17 protein-coding genes and 1 other RNA gene are annotated in these 19,304 nt (G+C 42.5%); 15 read left to right on the forward strand and 3 right to left on the reverse strand.

Features of this window, described 5'->3' with window-relative positions; translation table 11 throughout:
- Window positions 1-97: 97 nt before the first annotated feature.
- The 11 genes from pbpX to mutL all read left to right on the forward strand — a co-directional run bounded on the left by pbpX (window position 98) and on the right by mutL (window position 14,459).
- Window positions 98-1,273, forward strand: a complete 1,176-nt coding sequence (pbpX, locus tag BSU_16950) for a penicillin-binding endopeptidase X (lysozyme resistance) (protein ID NP_389577.1) — start codon at window positions 98-100, stop codon at window positions 1,271-1,273.
- 275 nt (window positions 1,274-1,548) lie between these two features.
- Window positions 1,549-3,111 (forward strand): endoribonuclease Y, encoded by a 1,563-nt coding sequence (rny, locus tag BSU_16960; RefSeq protein NP_389578.1) that lies wholly within the window; start codon window positions 1,549-1,551, stop codon window positions 3,109-3,111.
- Between the two features lie 68 nt (window positions 3,112-3,179).
- Complete coding sequence (gene pdeB, locus BSU_16970; protein ID NP_389579.2) at window positions 3,180-3,974, forward strand: 2'3' and 3'5' cyclic nucleotide monophosphates phosphodiesterase involved in biofilm formation; 795 nt, start codon at window positions 3,180-3,182, stop codon at window positions 3,972-3,974.
- Window positions 3,975-4,173: 199 nt separating this feature from the next.
- On the forward strand, window positions 4,174-4,434 hold the full coding sequence (spoVS, locus tag BSU_16980; protein NP_389580.1) for a regulator required for dehydratation of the spore core and assembly of the coat (stage V sporulation): 261 nt from the start codon (window positions 4,174-4,176) through the stop codon (window positions 4,432-4,434).
- A gap of 265 nt (window positions 4,435-4,699) precedes the next feature.
- Window positions 4,700-5,743 (forward strand): threonine 3-dehydrogenase, encoded by a 1,044-nt coding sequence (gene tdh, locus BSU_16990; RefSeq protein ID NP_389581.1) that lies wholly within the window; start codon window positions 4,700-4,702, stop codon window positions 5,741-5,743.
- 12 nt (window positions 5,744-5,755) lie between these two features.
- Entirely contained in the window at window positions 5,756-6,934 is a 1,179-nt protein-coding gene (gene kbl / locus BSU_17000) for a 2-amino-3-ketobutyrate CoA ligase (glycine acetyl transferase) (RefSeq protein NP_389582.1), read from the forward strand.
- Window positions 6,935-7,081: 147 nt separating this feature from the next.
- Window positions 7,082-8,611: an enzyme for ms(2)i(6)A formation for tRNA modification gene (gene miaB / locus BSU_17010; RefSeq protein NP_389583.1), complete on the forward strand. Its 1,530-nt coding sequence runs from the start codon at window positions 7,082-7,084 to the stop codon at window positions 8,609-8,611.
- Window position 8,612: 1 nt separating this feature from the next.
- Window positions 8,613-9,044 carry a master regulator for biofilm formation via regulation of RNase Y (RicAFT complex / FAD / two [4Fe-4S]2+) gene (ricA, locus tag BSU_17020; RefSeq protein ID NP_389584.1) on the forward strand — a complete coding sequence of 144 codons (432 nt, stop codon included), beginning with the start codon at window positions 8,613-8,615 and terminating at the stop codon, window positions 9,042-9,044.
- A gap of 261 nt (window positions 9,045-9,305) precedes the next feature.
- Window positions 9,306-9,851, forward strand: coding sequence for a morphogenic spore protein (gene cotE, locus BSU_17030; protein NP_389585.1), 546 nt, complete (start codon window positions 9,306-9,308; stop codon window positions 9,849-9,851).
- Window positions 9,852-9,983: 132 nt separating this feature from the next.
- Window positions 9,984-12,560 carry a DNA mismatch repair recognition factor gene (mutS, locus tag BSU_17040; RefSeq protein ID NP_389586.2) on the forward strand — a complete coding sequence of 859 codons (2,577 nt, stop codon included), beginning with the start codon at window positions 9,984-9,986 and terminating at the stop codon, window positions 12,558-12,560.
- Window positions 12,561-12,575: 15 nt separating this feature from the next.
- The gene (gene mutL, locus BSU_17050; RefSeq protein NP_389587.1) at window positions 12,576-14,459 is read left to right on the forward strand and encodes a DNA mismatch repair endonuclease; all 1,884 of its coding nucleotides are present in this window, start codon (window positions 12,576-12,578) and stop codon (window positions 14,457-14,459) included.
- Between the two features lie 183 nt (window positions 14,460-14,642).
- Here mutL and surX read toward each other — a convergent pair.
- The 3 genes from surX to ymcC all read right to left on the reverse strand — a co-directional run bounded on the left by surX (window position 14,643) and on the right by ymcC (window position 16,024).
- Window positions 14,643-14,793, reverse strand: an RNA gene (gene surX / locus BSU_misc_RNA_89) — small untranslated RNA of unknown function.
- Between the two features lie 63 nt (window positions 14,794-14,856).
- Window positions 14,857-15,312 carry a putative integral inner membrane protein gene (gene ymzD, locus BSU_17060; protein ID YP_054578.1) on the reverse strand — a complete coding sequence of 152 codons (456 nt, stop codon included), beginning with the start codon at window positions 15,310-15,312 and terminating at the stop codon, window positions 14,857-14,859.
- Between the two features lie 154 nt (window positions 15,313-15,466).
- A complete protein-coding gene (gene ymcC, locus BSU_17070) occupies window positions 15,467-16,024 on the reverse strand; it encodes a putative integral inner membrane protein (RefSeq protein ID NP_389588.1) in 558 nt (185 codons plus the stop codon).
- Between the two features lie 120 nt (window positions 16,025-16,144).
- Between ymcC and pksA the strand changes: the two genes are divergently transcribed.
- The 4 genes from pksA to pksC all read left to right on the forward strand — a co-directional run bounded on the left by pksA (window position 16,145) and on the right by pksC (window position 18,868).
- Window positions 16,145-16,762 (forward strand): transcriptional regulator of bacillaene synthesis operon, encoded by a 618-nt coding sequence (gene pksA / locus BSU_17080; RefSeq protein NP_389589.1) that lies wholly within the window; start codon window positions 16,145-16,147, stop codon window positions 16,760-16,762.
- A 189-nt stretch (window positions 16,763-16,951) separates the two neighbouring features.
- A complete protein-coding gene (gene pksB, locus BSU_17090; RefSeq protein ID NP_389590.1) occupies window positions 16,952-17,629 on the forward strand; it encodes a putative hydrolase involved in bacillaene synthesis in 678 nt (225 codons plus the stop codon).
- A 109-nt stretch (window positions 17,630-17,738) separates the two neighbouring features.
- Window positions 17,739-18,005, forward strand: coding sequence for a hypothetical protein (locus BSU_17099; protein YP_009513956.1), 267 nt, complete (start codon window positions 17,739-17,741; stop codon window positions 18,003-18,005).
- Entirely contained in the window at window positions 18,002-18,868 is an 867-nt protein-coding gene (gene pksC, locus BSU_17100) for a malonyl-CoA-acyltransferase involved in bacillaene synthesis (protein ID NP_389591.1), read from the forward strand. Before BSU_17099 ends, pksC begins: the two co-directional genes overlap by 4 nt.
- Window positions 18,869-19,304 lie beyond the last annotated feature (436 nt).

Below are 19,304 nucleotides of genomic sequence, written 5' to 3' on the forward strand. Positions count from 1 at the left end.
ATGATAAAAATATTGCTTTTTTTGACAACTTTTTTAGGGCTTTATTCGTCTAACAAAACGTGTGCAAAATGGAATTTATTTTGGGAGGAAAAAATGAATGACAAGCCCAACCCGCAGAAGAACTGCGAAACGCAGACGGAGAAAACTAAATAAAAGAGGAAAACTGTTGTTTGGTCTTTTAGCAGTGATGGTTTGCATTACGATTTGGAATGCTCTTCATCGAAATAGTGAAGAAAACGAACCATCTCAAGAAACTGCAGCGGTTTCAAATACCGATCAGAAAAAAGAGGTCAAAAAGAAAACTGCCAAAAAATCAGAGGAACAAATCAAAACAGTGGATCGAAACCAAAAAATCAGCAATTATTTAAAAGAGATCGGTTTCAGCGGAACAGCCATGATTGTCAGAAATGGAGAAATCGTAACAAATAAAGGTTTTGGCTATGCTGACCGTAAACACTACATTCAAAATAATCCATTGACATCTTTTTATGTCGGTTCATCACAAAAAGCGCTGATTGCAACTGCTATTTTGCAGCTTGAGGAAAAGGGGAAACTTCAGACAAGTGATCCGGTAAGCACGTATTTACCTCATTTTCCCAACGGACAAACGATTACTTTGAAGAATCTGCTTACACATACATCGGGGATAAACGGACATATTGAAGGAAACGGCGCCATTACTCCGGACGATTTAATAAAAGATATAGAACTTCAGGGAATCAAACGTCAGCCGGGCGTATGGGACTACAAGGATTCCAACTATTCTGTTCTTGCTTATATTATTGCTGAAGTAAGCGGTGAGCCCTATGAACAGTACATAAAGAATCATATTTTTAAACCTGCGGGAATGACGCATGCAGGCTTTTACAAAACATATGAAAAAGAACCTTATCCTGCCGTCGGGTATAAGATGGAGGGCAGCAAAACAGTTACACCGTATATACCTGATTTATCCCAGCTGTATGGAGCGGGTGATATTTATATGAGCGCTATAGATATGTACAAATTTGACCAAGCGCTGATAGACGGAAAACTGTATTCGCAAAAAAGCTATGAAAAGATGTTTACGCCAGGGAGCAGCTCCACATACGGCATGGGATTTTATGTTGCTCCCGGAAGCTATTCAAACCATGGTGTTATGCCGGGCTTCAATATCTTGAACAGCTTTAGCAAATCTGGGCAAACCATTGTTATTTTGTTCTCAAACATTCAAAATAATGCTAAATTGGGCCAAGTGAACAATAAAATATACCAGCTTCTAAATCAAGAATGATTGGCGATCTTCTTTTGGATGAATTGCATTCGGCACGTGAAAAGAAGACTGGCCTGCAAACGTTAAGATGGCAAGCTTGACAAGTATTTCCGACACATTTACAATGAAGTTGTAACATTTGTTTTTTTAACATGATTGTTAAACCATTTAAACTTGACAAGGGCGATGAACACACTCATTCCCTGTGAAGGTTCTGTATGTTGAGAAAACTAGACAATGTACATGCCGACACTTTTTAAGCAACAACCAAGTTCATAGCAAGAGGAGGTGAAAGTATGACCCCAATTATGATGGTTCTCATCTCCATTTTGCTGATTCTACTCGGTTTAGTTGTTGGCTACTTTGTTCGTAAAACCATTGCCGAAGCGAAAATTGCGGGCGCACGCGGTGCAGCCGAGCAAATTCTTGAAGATGCGAAGCGTGATGCTGAAGCACTGAAAAAAGAAGCTCTGCTTGAAGCAAAGGATGAAATCCACAAACTTCGAATAGATGCTGAACAGGAAGTTCGTGAAAGACGAAATGAGCTTCAAAAACAAGAAAACCGTTTACTCCAAAAGGAGGAAAACCTTGATCGCAAACATGAGGGAATTGATAAACGGGAAGCGATGTTGGAGAAGAAAGATCATTCTCTGAATGAACGACAACAACATATTGAAGAGATGGAAAGCAAAGTGGATGAGATGATTCGTATGCAGCAGTCTGAGTTGGAACGAATTTCGAGTCTGACTCGTGACGAAGCGAAACAAATCATTCTTGAGCGGGTTGAAAACGAGCTTTCACATGACATCGCCATCATGACAAAAGAAACTGAAAACCGTGCGAAAGAAGAGGCGGATAAGAAAGCGAAAAACATTCTTTCACTCGCCTTACAGCGCTGCGCAGCGGACCACGTTGCCGAAACAACGGTATCAGTTGTCAATCTTCCAAATGATGAGATGAAAGGACGTATCATCGGACGGGAAGGGCGTAACATTCGTACGCTTGAAACGCTGACAGGAATTGACCTGATTATTGATGATACGCCTGAAGCTGTCATTCTTTCCGGATTTGATCCGATCAGACGTGAGACAGCCAGAATTGCTCTTGATAAACTCGTTCAGGATGGCCGTATTCATCCGGCACGGATTGAAGAAATGGTTGAAAAATCTCGCCGCGAGGTCGATGACTATATTCGTGAGATGGGTGAGCAAACGACATTTGAGGTTGGCGTTCATGGCCTCCACCCAGATCTCATCAAGATCCTCGGCCGCTTAAAGTTCCGTACAAGCTACGGTCAAAATGTGCTTAAGCATTCCATGGAAGTCGCATTCTTGGCCGGTCTAATGGCATCGGAGCTTGGTGAAGACGCAAAGCTTGCTAAACGTGCGGGTCTTCTTCACGACATCGGGAAAGCAATTGACCATGAAGTAGAAGGAAGCCACGTTGAGATCGGGGTAGAGCTTGCGACCAAATATAAAGAGCACCCAGTCGTGATTAACAGTATTGCATCACACCACGGGGACGAGGAGCCGACTTCCATTATTGCTGTACTGGTAGCTGCAGCAGATGCGCTTTCCGCTGCAAGACCTGGCGCAAGAAGTGAGACGCTCGAGAATTATATTCGAAGACTTGAAAAACTTGAAGAAATTTCTGAGTCCTACGAAGGTGTTGAAAAATCATTTGCCATTCAGGCTGGACGCGAAGTGCGAATTATGGTGAAGCCGGATTCAATTAATGATCTTGAGGCTCATCGACTGGCGCGAGATATCCGCAAGCGAATTGAGGACGAGCTCGATTATCCAGGTCATATTAAGGTGACAGTAATCAGAGAGACTCGAGCCGTAGAGTATGCAAAATAAAGTGATGCGCTAAGCATCACTTTATTTTTTTGACGGCAAGGAATTTTCAAGAAGAAAGGATTTACAAAATGAGAATTTTATTTATCGGAGATGTTGTCGGTTCACCGGGCCGTGACATGGTCAAAGAATATGTACCAAAGCTAAAAACAAAATATAAGCCTCACTTTACCATTATTAATGGTGAAAACGCCGCACATGGAAAAGGCCTGACGGAAAAAATTTATCACAGCTTAATCCAGTCCGGCGCAGATGCAATCACAATGGGGAACCACACATGGGACAAAAAAGAAATATTTGATTTTATAGATGACGTTCCGAACTTGGTTCGCCCGGCAAACTTTCCTGAAGGAACACCGGGGAAAGGGATCACATATGTGAAAGCAAACGGCAAAGAACTAGCAGTCATTAATTTGCAGGGACGTACGTTTTTGCCGCCGCTTGATGACCCGTTTTTAAAAGCGGATGAATTGATCGCAGAAGCTGCGAAAAGAACACCGTACATTTTTATTGACTTTCATGCCGAAGCGACAAGTGAAAAGCTCGCACTTGGCTGGTACACGGATGGACGGGCATCGGCTGTAGTAGGAACTCATACACACGTGCAAACAGCGGATAACCGCATTTTGCCGAAGGGAACGGCATATATTACTGATGTGGGAATGACTGGCCCGTATGACGGTATACTGGGGATGGACAGAGAGACGATTATTAAGCGATTCAAAACGAACCTTCCAGTCCGGTTTACTGTCGCTGAAGGAAAAACAACGCTCAGCGGAGTTGTCATTGACATTGACGATCAAACGAAAAAAGCCGTGAAAATTGAGCGTATTTTAATCAACGATGATCACATGTTCTTTGAATAGTTGAACATATGGTTATTTTATAAAAATATTAAAAAGAAAAGCAGGAATATAGCAACTCCTTAGTGAATATAGTAAAAATGGAAGGTAGCCCGCTATTTTTGAAAAGCATTGTGGGGATGGCTTTTTGGATAGCAACATCTAATAATGATTGTTCTAATGAACACTCACTTATCCATTGTAAAACTAAGGGGGAGCAGAAATGGAAATCTTAAAAGTTTCAGCAAAATCGAGTCCAAATTCAGTGGCAGGTGCGCTTGCAGGCGTGTTGAGAGAGCGAGGAGCCGCCGAGATTCAAGCGATCGGAGCGGGTGCATTAAACCAGGCTGTAAAAGCTGTGGCGATTGCCAGGGGATTTGTGGCGCCAAGCGGCGTTGATTTGATTTGTATTCCGGCTTTTACAGATATTCAAATCGATGGGGAAGAAAGAACAGCGATTAAATTAATCGTGGAGCCTCGCTAAAAACAAATAAAGCATTCTCAACCTGTTTGCGTAATGCAAACAGGTTGTTTTTCATTTATTGTGATATTTTCTCCCGATAGTATTTTTAGCACATAAATGAGCGAATATACAAAATCAGAAATGAGCTAAAACGTTTCAAAAAAAATTTCCGCCCATTTTTCAAGACAGATACTTTTGTCCTTCTGGAAAAGACAGTTCTGTTTACGCTTATTCCATATCATGGTACAATCCGAATATAACAAGAATTTTTCAAGGAGGATTGTACATGCAGAGTGGAAAGATGAAAGCTCTAATGAAAAAGGACGGGGCGTTCGGTGCTGTGCTGACTGAAGTTCCCATTCCTGAGATTGATAAACATGAAGTCCTCATAAAAGTGAAAGCCGCTTCCATATGCGGCACGGATGTCCACATTTATAATTGGGATCAATGGGCACGTCAGAGAATCAAAACACCCTATGTTTTCGGCCATGAGTTCAGCGGCATCGTAGAGGGCGTGGGAGAGAATGTCAGCAGTGTAAAAGTGGGAGAGTATGTGTCTGCGGAAACACACATTGTCTGTGGTGAATGTGTCCCTTGCCTAACAGGAAAATCTCATGTGTGTACCAATACTGCTATAATCGGAGTGGACACGGCAGGCTGTTTTGCGGAGTATGTAAAAGTTCCAGCTGATAACATTTGGAGAAATCCCGCTGATATGGACCCGTCGATTGCTTCCATTCAAGAGCCTTTAGGAAATGCAGTTCATACCGTACTCGAGAGCCAGCCTGCAGGAGGAACGACTGCAGTCATTGGATGCGGACCGATTGGTCTTATGGCTGTTGCGGTTGCAAAAGCAGCAGGAGCTTCTCAGGTGATAGCGATTGATAAGAATGAATACAGGCTGAGGCTTGCAAAACAAATGGGAGCGACTTGTACTGTTTCTATTGAAAAAGAAGACCCGCTCAAAATTGTAAGCGCTTTAACGAGTGGAGAAGGAGCAGATCTTGTTTGTGAGATGTCGGGCCATCCCTCAGCGATTGCCCAAGGTCTTGCGATGGCTGCGAATGGCGGAAGATTTCATATTCTCAGCTTGCCGGAACATCCGGTGACAATTGATTTGACGAATAAAGTGGTATTTAAAGGGCTTACCATCCAAGGAATCACAGGAAGAAAAATGTTTTCAACATGGCGCCAGGTGTCTCAGTTGATCAGTTCAAACATGATCGATCTTGCACCTGTTATTACCCATCAGTTTCCATTAGAGGAGTTTGAAAAAGGTTTCGAACTGATGAGAAGCGGGCAGTGCGGAAAAGTAATTTTAATTCCATAAAGGGGGATAAACATGACGAAGGAATTTGAGTTTTTAAAAGCAGAGCTTAATAGTATGAAAGAAAACCATACATGGCAAGACATAAAACAGCTTGAATCTATGCAGGGCCCATCTGTCACAGTGAATCACCAAAAAGTCATTCAGCTATCTTCTAATAATTACCTCGGATTCACTTCACATCCTAGACTCATCAACGCCGCACAGGAGGCCGTTCAGCAGTATGGAGCCGGCACCGGATCAGTGAGAACGATTGCGGGTACATTTACAATGCATCAAGAGCTTGAGAAAAAGCTGGCAGCCTTTAAAAAAACGGAGGCGGCACTTGTATTCCAATCAGGCTTCACAACAAACCAAGGCGTACTTTCAAGTATTCTATCAAAAGAGGACATTGTCATCTCAGATGAATTGAACCATGCCTCTATTATTGACGGAATTCGACTGACAAAGGCGGATAAAAAGGTGTATCAGCACGTCAATATGAGTGATTTAGAGCGGGTGCTGAGAAAGTCAATGAATTATCGGATGCGTCTGATTGTGACAGACGGCGTATTTTCCATGGATGGCAACATAGCTCCTCTGCCTGATATTGTAGAGCTCGCTGAGAAATATGACGCATTTGTGATGGTGGATGACGCCCATGCATCCGGAGTACTTGGCGAAAACGGCAGGGGAACGGTGAATCACTTCGGTCTTGACGGCAGAGTGCATATTCAGGTCGGAACATTAAGCAAGGCAATCGGAGTGCTCGGCGGCTACGCTGCAGGTTCAAAGGTGCTGATCGATTATTTGCGCCATAAAGGCCGTCCATTTTTATTCAGCACATCTCATCCGCCGGCAGTCACTGCAGCTTGTATGGAAGCGATTGATGTCTTGCTTGAAGAGCCGGAGCATATGGAGCGCTTGTGGGAGAATACTGCCTATTTTAAAGCAATGCTTGTGAAAATGGGTCTGACTCTCACGAAGAGTGAAACGCCGATTCTTCCTATTTTAATAGGTGATGAAGGTGTGGCAAAGCAATTTTCAGATCAGCTCCTTTCTCGCGGTGTTTTTGCCCAAAGTATCGTTTTCCCGACTGTAGCAAAGGGAAAAGCCAGAATTCGCACGATTATAACAGCAGAGCACACCAAAGATGAACTGGATCAGGCGCTTGATGTCATCGAAAAGACGGCAAAGGAGCTCCAGCTATTGTAACAAGAGGAAGAGTTTACTCTTCCTCTTTTGATTCCTTATTGATTATTATTCTCAATGAGTGTACAATGATAGGTTGCCAGTTGTGCAGAGCTTCAATAACCTTTATACTGAAGGGTGGAAGTTTGGTTTGAAAGGAGAAAATATGACATGAATGAAAAACAAAAATTAGAGAGCGGACAAGTTCATCCATCGGACAAAAAATCCGAGAAGGATTACAGCAAGTACTTTGAAGCTGTTTACATTCCGCCTTCTTTAAAAGACGCGAAAAAACGAGGCAAGGAAGCCGTTACTTATCATAATGACTTTAAAATTTCTGAACAATTTAAAGGATTGGGAGACGGAAGAAAGTTCTATATCCGTACGTACGGCTGCCAAATGAATGAACACGATACAGAGGTTATGGCAGGGATCTTTATGGCGCTCGGTTACGAAGCGACAAACTCTGTTGACGATGCCAATGTCATTTTGTTAAATACATGTGCAATCCGTGAAAATGCTGAAAACAAGGTGTTTGGTGAGCTCGGGCACTTAAAAGCACTGAAAAAAAACAATCCCGATCTGATTTTAGGCGTGTGCGGCTGTATGTCCCAAGAGGAATCAGTCGTGAACCGTATTTTGAAAAAACATCCGTTTGTCGATATGATTTTCGGAACGCATAACATTCATCGCCTGCCGGAGCTTTTGTCAGAAGCATACCTTTCAAAAGAAATGGTTGTAGAAGTTTGGTCTAAGGAAGGGGACGTTATTGAAAACCTTCCAAAAGTCCGAAATGGAAAAATTAAGGGCTGGGTCAATATCATGTACGGCTGTGACAAATTCTGTACGTATTGCATTGTGCCTTACACACGCGGAAAAGAAAGAAGCCGCCGCCCTGAGGATATCATTCAGGAAGTGAGAAGGCTCGCAAGTGAAGGCTATAAGGAAATTACTCTGTTAGGCCAAAACGTAAACGCGTATGGAAAAGACTTTGAAGATATGACGTACGGACTTGGTGATTTGATGGATGAACTGAGAAAAATCGATATCCCGAGAATCCGTTTTACAACGAGTCATCCGCGCGACTTTGACGACCGCCTCATTGAAGTGCTGGCAAAAGGCGGAAATCTGCTTGATCACATTCATCTTCCGGTTCAATCAGGAAGCTCAGAAGTTCTCAAGCTGATGGCCCGCAAATATGACAGAGAGCGTTACATGGAGCTGGTGCGAAAAATTAAAGAAGCAATGCCAAACGCTTCTTTGACAACGGACATTATCGTCGGATTTCCAAATGAAACGGACGAACAGTTTGAAGAAACGCTTTCTCTATACCGTGAAGTGGAGTTTGACAGCGCCTATACGTTCATTTACTCTCCGCGTGAAGGCACTCCGGCTGCTAAGATGAAAGATAATGTACCGATGCGTGTGAAAAAAGAACGCCTGCAGCGTCTAAACGCACTGGTGAATGAAATTTCTGCTAAAAAAATGAAGGAATACGAAGGCAAGGTTGTCGAAGTATTAGTTGAGGGTGAAAGCAAAAATAACCCTGATATTCTTGCTGGCTATACTGAAAAAAGCAAGCTTGTCAATTTCAAAGGGCCGAAGGAAGCCATCGGCAAAATCGTCCGCGTGAAAATCCAGCAAGCGAAAACATGGTCGCTTGACGGAGAAATGGTAGGAGAAGCAATCGAGGTGAAATGAGATGACGCTCTACTCAAAAAAAGACATTGTGCAGCAGGCTCGAAACCTTGCAAAAATGATTTCTGAAACAGAAGAGGTTGATTTTTTCAAACGGGCTGAAGCGCAAATCAATGAGAATGACAAAGTGTCCACAATCGTTAATCAGATTAAAGCCCTGCAAAAGCAGGCTGTCAATCTGAAGCATTATGAAAAGCATGAAGCGCTCAAACAAGTAGAAGCAAAAATTGACGCGCTGCAAGAAGAGCTTGAAGAGATTCCTGTTATCCAGGAATTCAGAGACTCGCAAATGGAAGTAAATGACCTACTGCAGCTCGTTGCACACACCATTTCCAACCAAGTCACAAATGAAATCATCACATCAACCGGAGGCGACCTGCTGAAAGGGGAAACCGGTTCAAAGGTGAAGCATTCAAATAACAGCTGTTCTCTCTAAACACGGTGCCTTTACAGGCCCGTGTTTTTTTATCATTTGTGCGGTTAAAAATGAACTAAATAATCTATGTACCAAATGTTCAATTGGTTTTTCTGTGCTCAGCCGCGTATAAACTTTATCGCACTTATAAGTAAAGTTTCTAGGCACCCCTGCATACAATGGAACAGAAACTTTGTATTTTTATATTTTATTTATAAAAATGCACACTAGACAAATGCCCAGCATAAGATAACACGAAGAAGAACAAGGAGGCATGCCGGAATGTCTGAATACAGGGAAATTATTACGAAGGCAGTAGTAGCGAAAGGCCGAAAATTCACCCAATGCACCAACACCATCTCGCCTGAGAAAAAACCGAGCAGCATTTTGGGTGGTTGGATTATTAACCACAAGTATGACGCTGAAAAAATTGGAAAAACGGTAGAAATTGAAGGGTATTATGATATAAACGTATGGTACTCTTACGCGGACAACACAAAGACAGAGGTTGTCACAGAACGGGTAAAATATGTAGATGTCATTAAACTCAGATACAGAGACAATAATTACTTAGATGATGAGCATGAAGTGATTGCCAAAGTGCTTCAGCAGCCAAACTGCCTTGAAGTGACCATTTCGCCGAATGGAAATAAAATCGTTGTGCAGGCAGAAAGAGAATTTTTGGCGGAAGTGGTAGGGGAAACAAAGGTAGTTGTTGAGGTCAATCCTGACTGGGAAGAGGATGACGAGGAAGATTGGGAAGATGAGCTTGATGAAGAGCTTGAAGACATCAACCCGGAGTTTTTAGTGGGAGATCCTGAAGAATAAAAAAGGGACTAGGGGAGACAGTACCCCCAAGTCTCTTTTTTATATTGATATATCATTCTTTTATCACTTTTTGTTTATGTTATAATGAAGGTTGGAAAATAGAAACGTTGATACATAGTGAGGGATTAAACAATGGCCGGTTATACGCCTATGATACAGCAATATTTAAAAATAAAGGCAGAGCACCAGGATGCCTTTTTATTTTTTCGCCTGGGTGATTTTTATGAAATGTTTTTTGAGGACGCCAAAAAAGCGTCACAAGAGCTGGAAATTACGTTAACGAGCAGAGACGGCGGTGCGGCTGAAAAAATACCGATGTGCGGTGTGCCGTATCATTCTGCTTCCGCGTATATCGAACAGCTTATTAAAAAAGGATACAAAGTGGCGATCTGTGAACAGACGGAAGATCCGAAAGCCGCAAAGGGCGTTGTGAAAAGAGAAGTAGTTCAGCTGATTACGCCCGGAACTGTAATGGACGGCAAAGGCATCCATGAGTCGGAAAATAATTTTATCGCATCTGTTTCAGCCTGCTCGAACGGATACGGACTTGCTCTGTCTGATTTAACAACGGGAGAAAATTTGGCTGTTTTGATTGAACGGCTTGAAGACGTCATATCAGAAATTTATTCAGTCGGCGCACGGGAAATCGTGGTTTCAGGAAGCTTGGATGCCGATACAGTGGCACAGCTGAGAGAGCGGTGCGGTGCAACGATTTCAATTGAAGACGGAGAAACAGACGAACACGTAACGATCATTGAGCACTTAAATAATGAAGATATAACAAAAACATTTCTGCGCTTATATACGTATTTGAAAAGAACCCAAAAGCGCAGCCTTGATCATCTTCAGCCCGTGCAGGTGTATGAGCTTGAGGAAGCGATGAAAATTGACTTGTACTCAAAGCGTAATCTGGAGCTGACCGAAACGATTCGTTCGAAAAATAAAAAAGGCTCCCTTTTGTGGCTGCTGGATGAAACAAAAACGGCAATGGGAGGCCGGCTACTTAAACAGTGGATTGACCGGCCGCTTATCAGAGTCAATCAAATCGAAGAGCGCCAAGAAATGGTGGAAACATTAATGTCCCATTTCTTTGAACGGGAAGATCTGCGTGAACGTTTAAAAGAAGTATATGACTTAGAACGCCTTGCCGGCCGCGTTGCATTCGGAAATGTCAATGCCCGGGATTTGATTCAGCTGAAGGAATCGTTAAAGCAAGTGCCTGGCATCAAACAGCTGGTTGCTTCACTGGCTCATGACAAGGCCAAGGAACGTGCAAAGCGCATTGACCCTTGCGGGGATGTACTTGAACTGCTGGAAGAAGCGCTGTACGAAAACCCTCCTTTATCGGTAAAAGAAGGGAACCTGATTAAAGATGGTTATAATCAAAAGCTTGATGAATATCGTGATGCAAGCAGAAACGGAAAAGACTGGATTGCCCGCCTGGAACAGCAGGAGCGGGAATACACAGGCATTCGCTCTTTAAAGGTCGGCTTTAATAAAGTTTTCGGTTATTACATTGAAGTGACAAAAGCAAACTTGCATTTGCTTGAGGAAGGGCGTTATGAGCGGAAGCAGACGTTAACCAATGCAGAGCGCTACATTACACCTGAATTAAAAGAAAAAGAAGCGCTCATTTTAGAGGCGGAAAATAACATCTGTGAGCTGGAGTACGAGCTGTTTACCGAGCTGCGCGAGAAAGTGAAGCAGTATATTCCGCGGCTGCAGCAGCTTGCAAAACAGATGAGCGAGCTGGACGCACTGCAATGCTTTGCGACAATCAGTGAAAATCGCCACTACACGAAACCAGAGTTCTCTAAAGATGAAGTCGAAGTGATTGAAGGCAGACACCCGGTTGTTGAAAAAGTCATGGACAGCCAGGAATATGTCCCGAACAACTGTATGATGGGCGATAACAGACAAATGCTTCTCATTACAGGTCCAAACATGTCAGGGAAAAGCACGTATATGAGACAAATCGCGCTCATTTCCATTATGGCGCAAATCGGCTGCTTTGTACCCGCGAAAAAAGCGGTGCTCCCGATTTTCGATCAAATTTTTACGCGAATCGGCGCTGCAGATGATTTGATTTCCGGACAAAGTACATTTATGGTAGAAATGCTTGAAGCGAAAAATGCGATTGTCAATGCGACGAAAAACAGCCTCATTCTGTTTGATGAAATCGGGCGGGGAACGTCCACTTATGACGGCATGGCGCTGGCACAGGCGATTATTGAATATGTTCACGATCATATCGGCGCCAAGACGCTGTTCAGCACACACTATCACGAGCTGACCGTTCTTGAGGACAAGCTGCCCCAGCTGAAAAACGTTCATGTTCGCGCTGAAGAATATAACGGAACGGTTGTCTTTCTTCATCAAATTAAAGAAGGTGCGGCTGATAAAAGCTATGGTATCCATGTAGCTCAGCTTGCCGAACTGCCGGGAGATCTGATTGCGCGCGCTCAAGATATTTTAAAAGAGCTTGAGCATTCAGGAAACAAACCGGAAGTGCCGGTGCAGAAACCTCAGGTGAAAGAAGAGCCGGCACAGCTGTCCTTTTTTGACGAAGCGGAAAAGCCGGCTGAAACACCAAAGCTTTCAAAAAAAGAAAAGCAAGTGATCGATGCTTTCAAATCACTTAATATACTGGATATGACACCGCTTGAAGCGATGAATGAAATGTACAAGCTGCAAAAGAAATTACATTAAAACGGGGTGATGAATGTGGCAAAAGTCATCCAACTGTCAGATGAGCTTTCAAATAAAATAGCGGCGGGCGAGGTTGTGGAACGGCCCGCCTCAGTCGTCAAAGAATTGGTGGAAAATGCGATCGACGCTGACAGCACAGTCATTGAAATCGATATTGAGGAAGCAGGCCTTGCATCCATTCGGGTCTTGGATAACGGCGAAGGAATGGAGAATGAAGATTGCAAGCGAGCTTTCCGGCGCCACGCAACGAGTAAAATAAAAGATGAAAATGATTTATTCAGGGTGAGAACGCTCGGTTTCAGGGGAGAAGCCCTGCCGAGTATCGCGTCAGTCTCTCATCTGGAGATTACAACAAGCACTGGTGAAGGAGCTGGGACGAAGCTCGTCCTCCAAGGAGGAAACATCATTTCCGAATCGCGTTCCTCAAGCAGGAAGGGAACTGAAATTGTCGTTTCCAACCTGTTTTTTAACACACCGGCCCGTTTGAAATATATGAAAACCGTTCATACAGAGCTTGGAAACATTACAGATGTGGTTAACCGTATTGCTCTGGCGCATCCAGAGGTATCGATCCGCCTGCGCCATCATGGGAAAAACCTGCTTCAAACGAACGGAAACGGAGATGTGCGCCATGTACTGGCAGCGATTTACGGCACGGCTGTCGCCAAAAAAATGCTTCCGCTGCATGTGAGCTCCTTGGATTTTGAAGTAAAGGGATATATCGCCCTCCCAGAGATTACACGGGCGTCGAGAAACTATATGTCGTCTGTGGTCAATGGCCGTTACATTAAAAATTTCCCGCTCGTCAAAGCGGTTCATGAAGGCTATCATACGCTTCTGCCGATCGGACGCCATCCGATTACTTTTATAGAAATTACGATGGACCCGATTTTAGTCGATGTCAACGTGCATCCATCGAAGCTTGAGGTCCGGCTCAGCAAGGAAACAGAGCTTCATGACTTAATACGTGACGGAATTAAAGATGTGTTTAAACAGCAGCAGCTGATTCCTAGTGCCCAGGTCCCGAAAAAATCAGCACCTGCCATCAAAAATGAGCAGCAGTTTATAACCTTTGATGAAAAGCCTCCGGAAAAAAAAGTTCCGGAAAAATCGACTGCGCCATCTTATTCACCGATGAAGCTCAGCTCAGTCGTAAAAGAGCCGGTTGATGCGGAGGAAAAATTGCCCCCTCTCCAATTTGATGCTCCTCCTATCGTTGATCAGGAACAAACCCTTGAGGTGTCCGATGTTTCAGCAGAACAGCCTGAAACATTTGAGCAGGAATGCCATGAGGAACAGCCGCAGCCAGCGTCTGATCGGGTTCCAATTATGTACCCGATTGGCCAGATGCACGGGACTTATATATTGGCACAAAACGAAAACGGCCTATATATTATCGACCAGCACGCCGCCCAAGAACGTATTAAATATGAGTACTTCCGTGAAAAGGTGGGGGAGGTTGAGCCTGAGGTGCAGGAGATGATTGTACCGCTGACGTTCCACTACTCCACAAATGAGGCTTTGATTATTGAACAGCACAAACAAGAGCTCGAAAGCGTCGGTGTCTTTTTAGAGTCATTCGGCTCTAACAGTTACATCGTCCGCTGCCACCCAGCCTGGTTTCCAAAGGGAGAAGAAGCAGAGCTTATAGAAGAAATCATTCAGCAGGTGCTCGACTCCAAAAATATAGATATTAAAAAACTTCGCGAGGAAGCGGCGATTATGATGAGCTGCAAAGGCTCCATCAAAGCAAATCGCCACCTCAGAAACGACGAAATCAAAGCGCTTCTGGACGACCTCCGAAGCACATCAGACCCATTTACATGCCCGCACGGCCGCCCGATCATCATTCACCACTCGACATATGAGATGGAAAAGATGTTCAAACGCGTGATGTAGCGGGGGTGGTAGGCATTGATCCATTCTCTGAATGGATCAATGCTTTTTTTGTACTCCTTCGAGTGTCAGATTATAAGAAACGGTTGTAAACGTGTGAGCAGTGTTAACGCATTATACTTCATGGTTCCTCCGTATAACAAAATTTCCATTTACAGGCAATTGGGATTAATGTATATTTTGGGTGAGGGGGTGGAAACATATGGCATGTGGTCCGAAGATCATTATCTTTTTGGATGAACTTGATGATCCAAATGTGAGAATCATTTTAGAATGCAGAATTTAAATTACAACATTGTGTTTTGCTCCCTGTTCGTGTGAACAGGGAGATTTTTTCGTTTATATAACTGGTGATGTCCAAATATAGGGTGTTATGAATTTTCCATATCTGCCATCGGCTTTAAGCTGCTTCTCTATTAGGCTGGTTATCAAAAGCAAGTTCAATGATAGCCATGAAAGCTGATATCACAACAAGCAAGACATCTGGAATATAAATAGACTGCATAAAGTAATCTGCAAAACAGATCGTTATAAGATTGCTGATAAAATACAGTATAAAAGCAAAAAGTGCAGTCTTTTTCAATGAAAGTGATTTTGCCAAAATGATAGAGATAATCTTTGTGAGTGGGTCTATGATTAAACCTACAGCAAAGCAGGCTAAAATAAATAAAGCTAATGTTTGATTGGAAGCGTATGTGATGCCAAGTATGGAGAATAAGCCTTTCATCCCGAAGAAAAAGCCGCCGAAGATGACTGCAAGCGCGATGGCCGCGATAAAAGTAATAGATACAATTCCGATTAATTTTGATCTCAGGTTAAAATCTTTAGAGTGCTCGTTCTGTTCTTTTTGGTTCATGTATGACACTCCCTTCACCTGCTTACTCATACAAACAGCACCCTTGAATCAGCCCAAAATATCTATAAGTCTGTTTTCTGACGAAAATAGTATAGCATATTTTAACAAAACCAAAAAAGGCCCTTTCCACTGGGGAAGGGCCTTTTTCATCATGTTAACTCCTGAGATTCGCCGAAGCTTTCTCTTTTTTTGGCCAAATAAAATAGCTGGCTGTAATGAGAAAGTCAATGCCTATAATGACAGTCCACAGTTTAAGAATGCCGCTCAACGCCTCGGTTCGGGAAGAGTCATTGATAAAATAGATCATCCCTGCCAATAGTCCCGCACCAATTAAGTAGGCCAGCACATGTCTTAGCCAGCCTTTCGCACCGTGCTTGGCATGGTCCATTCCAAAACGTTTCAGCGGTTTTGTTCCTTTTTTTGTCACATAATATTGAAACTTTTCATCTGCCCATTGAATCATTTGTTTCCCATAAGCGATCGATATACCGATGTAAACAGCTGCAATCCCATGGGCTGCGGTCGCTGAGGCTCCGCGGTAAAGGTCCACACCAGTTGCCGCTAACAAGATCAAATCGATAACTGGAGTTAAGGCAAGGAATAGCAGTCCTAATGTATGTCGTTTGAATACGTAGCGTACAGCAAGCCCCAAAACAATGACAACCCAAAACGCAATTTCACAGAAAACAATCATCCATGCGATACCGTTCAATCCATTCCCCTCTTTTCAATACAGTTGTATTATTTAAATAATATGTTACCATCTTTGTTTTTGTAACACAACTGTATTATAAAAATTGCCCTCTCATTTTTTTCTTGTTACAATAAAGCTATGCCAAAACAAATTGACCATGAGAAAAGAAGAAAACAAATTGCAGAAGCAACGTGGCGCGTCATTTTAGAACGAGGGATGGAGGGAGCATCAGCCAGAAATATTGCAAAGGAAGCAGGATTGTCATTAGGTGCGCTGCGCCATTATTTCTCTACACAGGATGAATTGCTTGCTTTTGCAATGAAACTTGTCCAAGAAAAGGTAACGGACCGAATTAAGGACATTGCAGTGAGGGATTTGCTCCCTAAGGAAAAAGTGTTGCAAATTTTGCTTGAAATGGTCCCAACGAATGAAGAAACGATTAGAGAGATGGAGGTTTGGTTTGCTTTTACTGCTTACGCCAGACATAAAAAGGATATGTTTGATGCGAGTCATGACGGGATTTTCAGCGGCATGCGGAATCTGATTGCCTATTTAGATGAATCCGATTTACTGAAGCAGAATGCTGATAAAGACATTGAAGCTGAGAGACTTTACGCGCTTGTTGACGGCTTGGCTTTACATGCCATGCTTGACCCTGTGCGCGTGAATAAAGACCGAATCAAGCGGGTCATTATGCAGCATGTAGAGTCAATTTGCGTGGAAGATACACGTGAGACACAAAAACGACATCCTTAAGGCACTAGTGTGAAAAGCGATTCTTGTTGGGCATGCGTCCAAAAGAGTCGCTTTTTTATTTTCAAAGAACAAGGATCTCTGAAAAAAATGGAAAACAATCATGCTGTTTGGTAAAGTGGAATGAAAGACGGACTGAGGGGTGAACACTGGTCCATCGTTTAAGAACTTTACATGATAGGGATGGTATAAATGAATCTTACTTACAAGGTGCATCCAATTAAAACAAGGTATCAGGGCTGGACGAATTATTGCTATATCATTGAAGATATTGTAAGCAGATCTGCAATTGTTGTTGATCCCTCATGGGAATTGAGTAAGATAACCACTACACTTTCCGAACTCGAAGCGGAATTAAAGGCAGTCGCATTGACACACTCTCATTATGATCATGTAAATCTGGTAGACCCGCTGACGAAGATGTTTAACGCTCAAGTTTATATGTCGAAAAAAGAAATTGATTATTATCAATTCCGATGCAGAAATTTAATTAGCCTAGATGATCATCAGACGATCAGCATAGGAAACACAAGAGCACAGTGCCTTCTCACACCGGGGCATACAGCCGGCGGAATGTGTTATTTGTTTTCTGAGAGTATTTTTACCGGAGATACGGTGTTTACAGAAGGGTGCGGCATATGTGAGGATGATGGCAGCTCTGCGGAAGAGATGTTTGATAGCATTCAAAGAATAAAGTCGGAGGTTTCACCCCATGTACGGGTGTATCCTGGTCACTCATTTGGCAAATCGCCCGGCCATTCGATAAAGGATCTTTATCAGCATAATATTTACTTTCAAATTGATAAGAAAGAATATTTTGTGAAATTTCGCACTCGTAAAAACCAAAAAGGTATTTTTGATTTTAAATAATCCTTCTGAATCTATTATCCTATTTTTCTTCGAATATCTAAATGATTTTTATTTTCGAAAATGATTACATAGAAGGTGTTATTTATTTTGAAAACTCATTTGAAAGAAAATGAAGCGCATTATCATGATATGGCGCCCTATATGTAATCCGGGTCTTTTTTCTTATGTTCTGTTATATCTCCTGATCCTTTATTCCTCAATGGAAAAAAGCAGAAAAACAATGGAGCAAACTGTAGGAAAAATTAACTTGACGGATAATATTTACAGAGGTTACCATCAACATGAACATGCTACTATTTATCCGGTCATCACTATTATAAAATCATACAGAAGTGAAACACATCTACTAATCGGAAGGGTGGCTTTGAGAGAATGATCACATATGTTTTTCCAGGTCAGGGTTCACAAAAACAGGGAATGGGCAGCGGCCTATTCGATGAATTTAAAGAACTGACGGATCAGGCAGATGAGATCTTAGGATATTCTATCAAACGTCTTTGCCTGGAAAATCCTTATTCCAATTTAAACAAAACGCAATTTACTCAGCCGGCATTATATGTGGTAAACGCACTAAGCTATCTGAAAAAAATCAGGGATGAAGAAGTTAAACCTGACTTTGTCGCCGGGCACAGCTTGGGTGAATACAATGCGTTATTTGCAGCTGAAGCCTTTGATTTTGAGACAGGTTTACAGCTTGTCAGAAAAAGAGGCGAGCTGATGAGTCTGATAAGCAACGGCGGTATGGCAGCTGTTATGGGACTAAATGAAGAGCAGGTTGCAAAGGCTCTGAAAGAATATCATTTACATGATGTTGATATCGCTAATGTGAATGCCCCATATCAAATTGTAATTTCAGGAAAAAAAGATGAGATTGAAAAAGCCGCATCTCTTTTTGAAACGATGACTGAAGTTACAATGGTACTCCCCTTAAACGTAAGCGGCGCGTTTCATTCCAGATACATGAATAAAGCAAAAGAAGAATTCGAGGAGTTCCTTCATGCCTTTTATTTTTCGCCTCCGTCTATCCCGGTTATTTCTAATGTGTATGCCAAACCGTATACATACGAATTCATGAAACAGACGCTGGCTGATCAAATTAATCATTCAGTGAAATGGACTGACAGCATAAGCTACTTAATGAAAAAAGGCCATATGGAGTTTGAGGAGGTAGGGCCTGGAAATGTTTTAACTGGGTTAATTCATCGCATAAAGAAAGATGCGGAAGCAATGCCCCGCTAAAGCATTTGCCCCTATGGCCATGTATCTCATCAATCAGGTCTAAACACAGATTTCCTTTCATTTAAGGTATAAAGTTTTAAAGATTCAATCGTTCGATTGACACTGTTTCTAATTGAATAACTTTATATACTGTTACATAAAGAGGCTGATAAATTAAGTTAGACATTTGAACTATGTCAGCCGGTCTGTCAAACCATCGCTCCCACATCTAGATGGTCCATTTTTAAACCGCACCCACCAATCATAGAGTCGATGTTCTTTGCTGATCCTGTTATCATGTTACATCAATTTTGAGATATCAACATACATCTACGATCACGTCATAAATGAACCACATCCAGAGCACCAATAGCAATCCTTCCAAGTTGAATCTCCTTTACTTTTTCACATATGTCTTTTCCATTTATTAATTTCATTTCAATCGCTGCTATGTGCT

The sequence above is a fragment of the Bacillus subtilis subsp. subtilis str. 168 genome (assembly GCF_000009045.1).
GTDB classification, from domain to species: Bacteria; Bacillota; Bacilli; order Bacillales; family Bacillaceae; genus Bacillus; species Bacillus subtilis.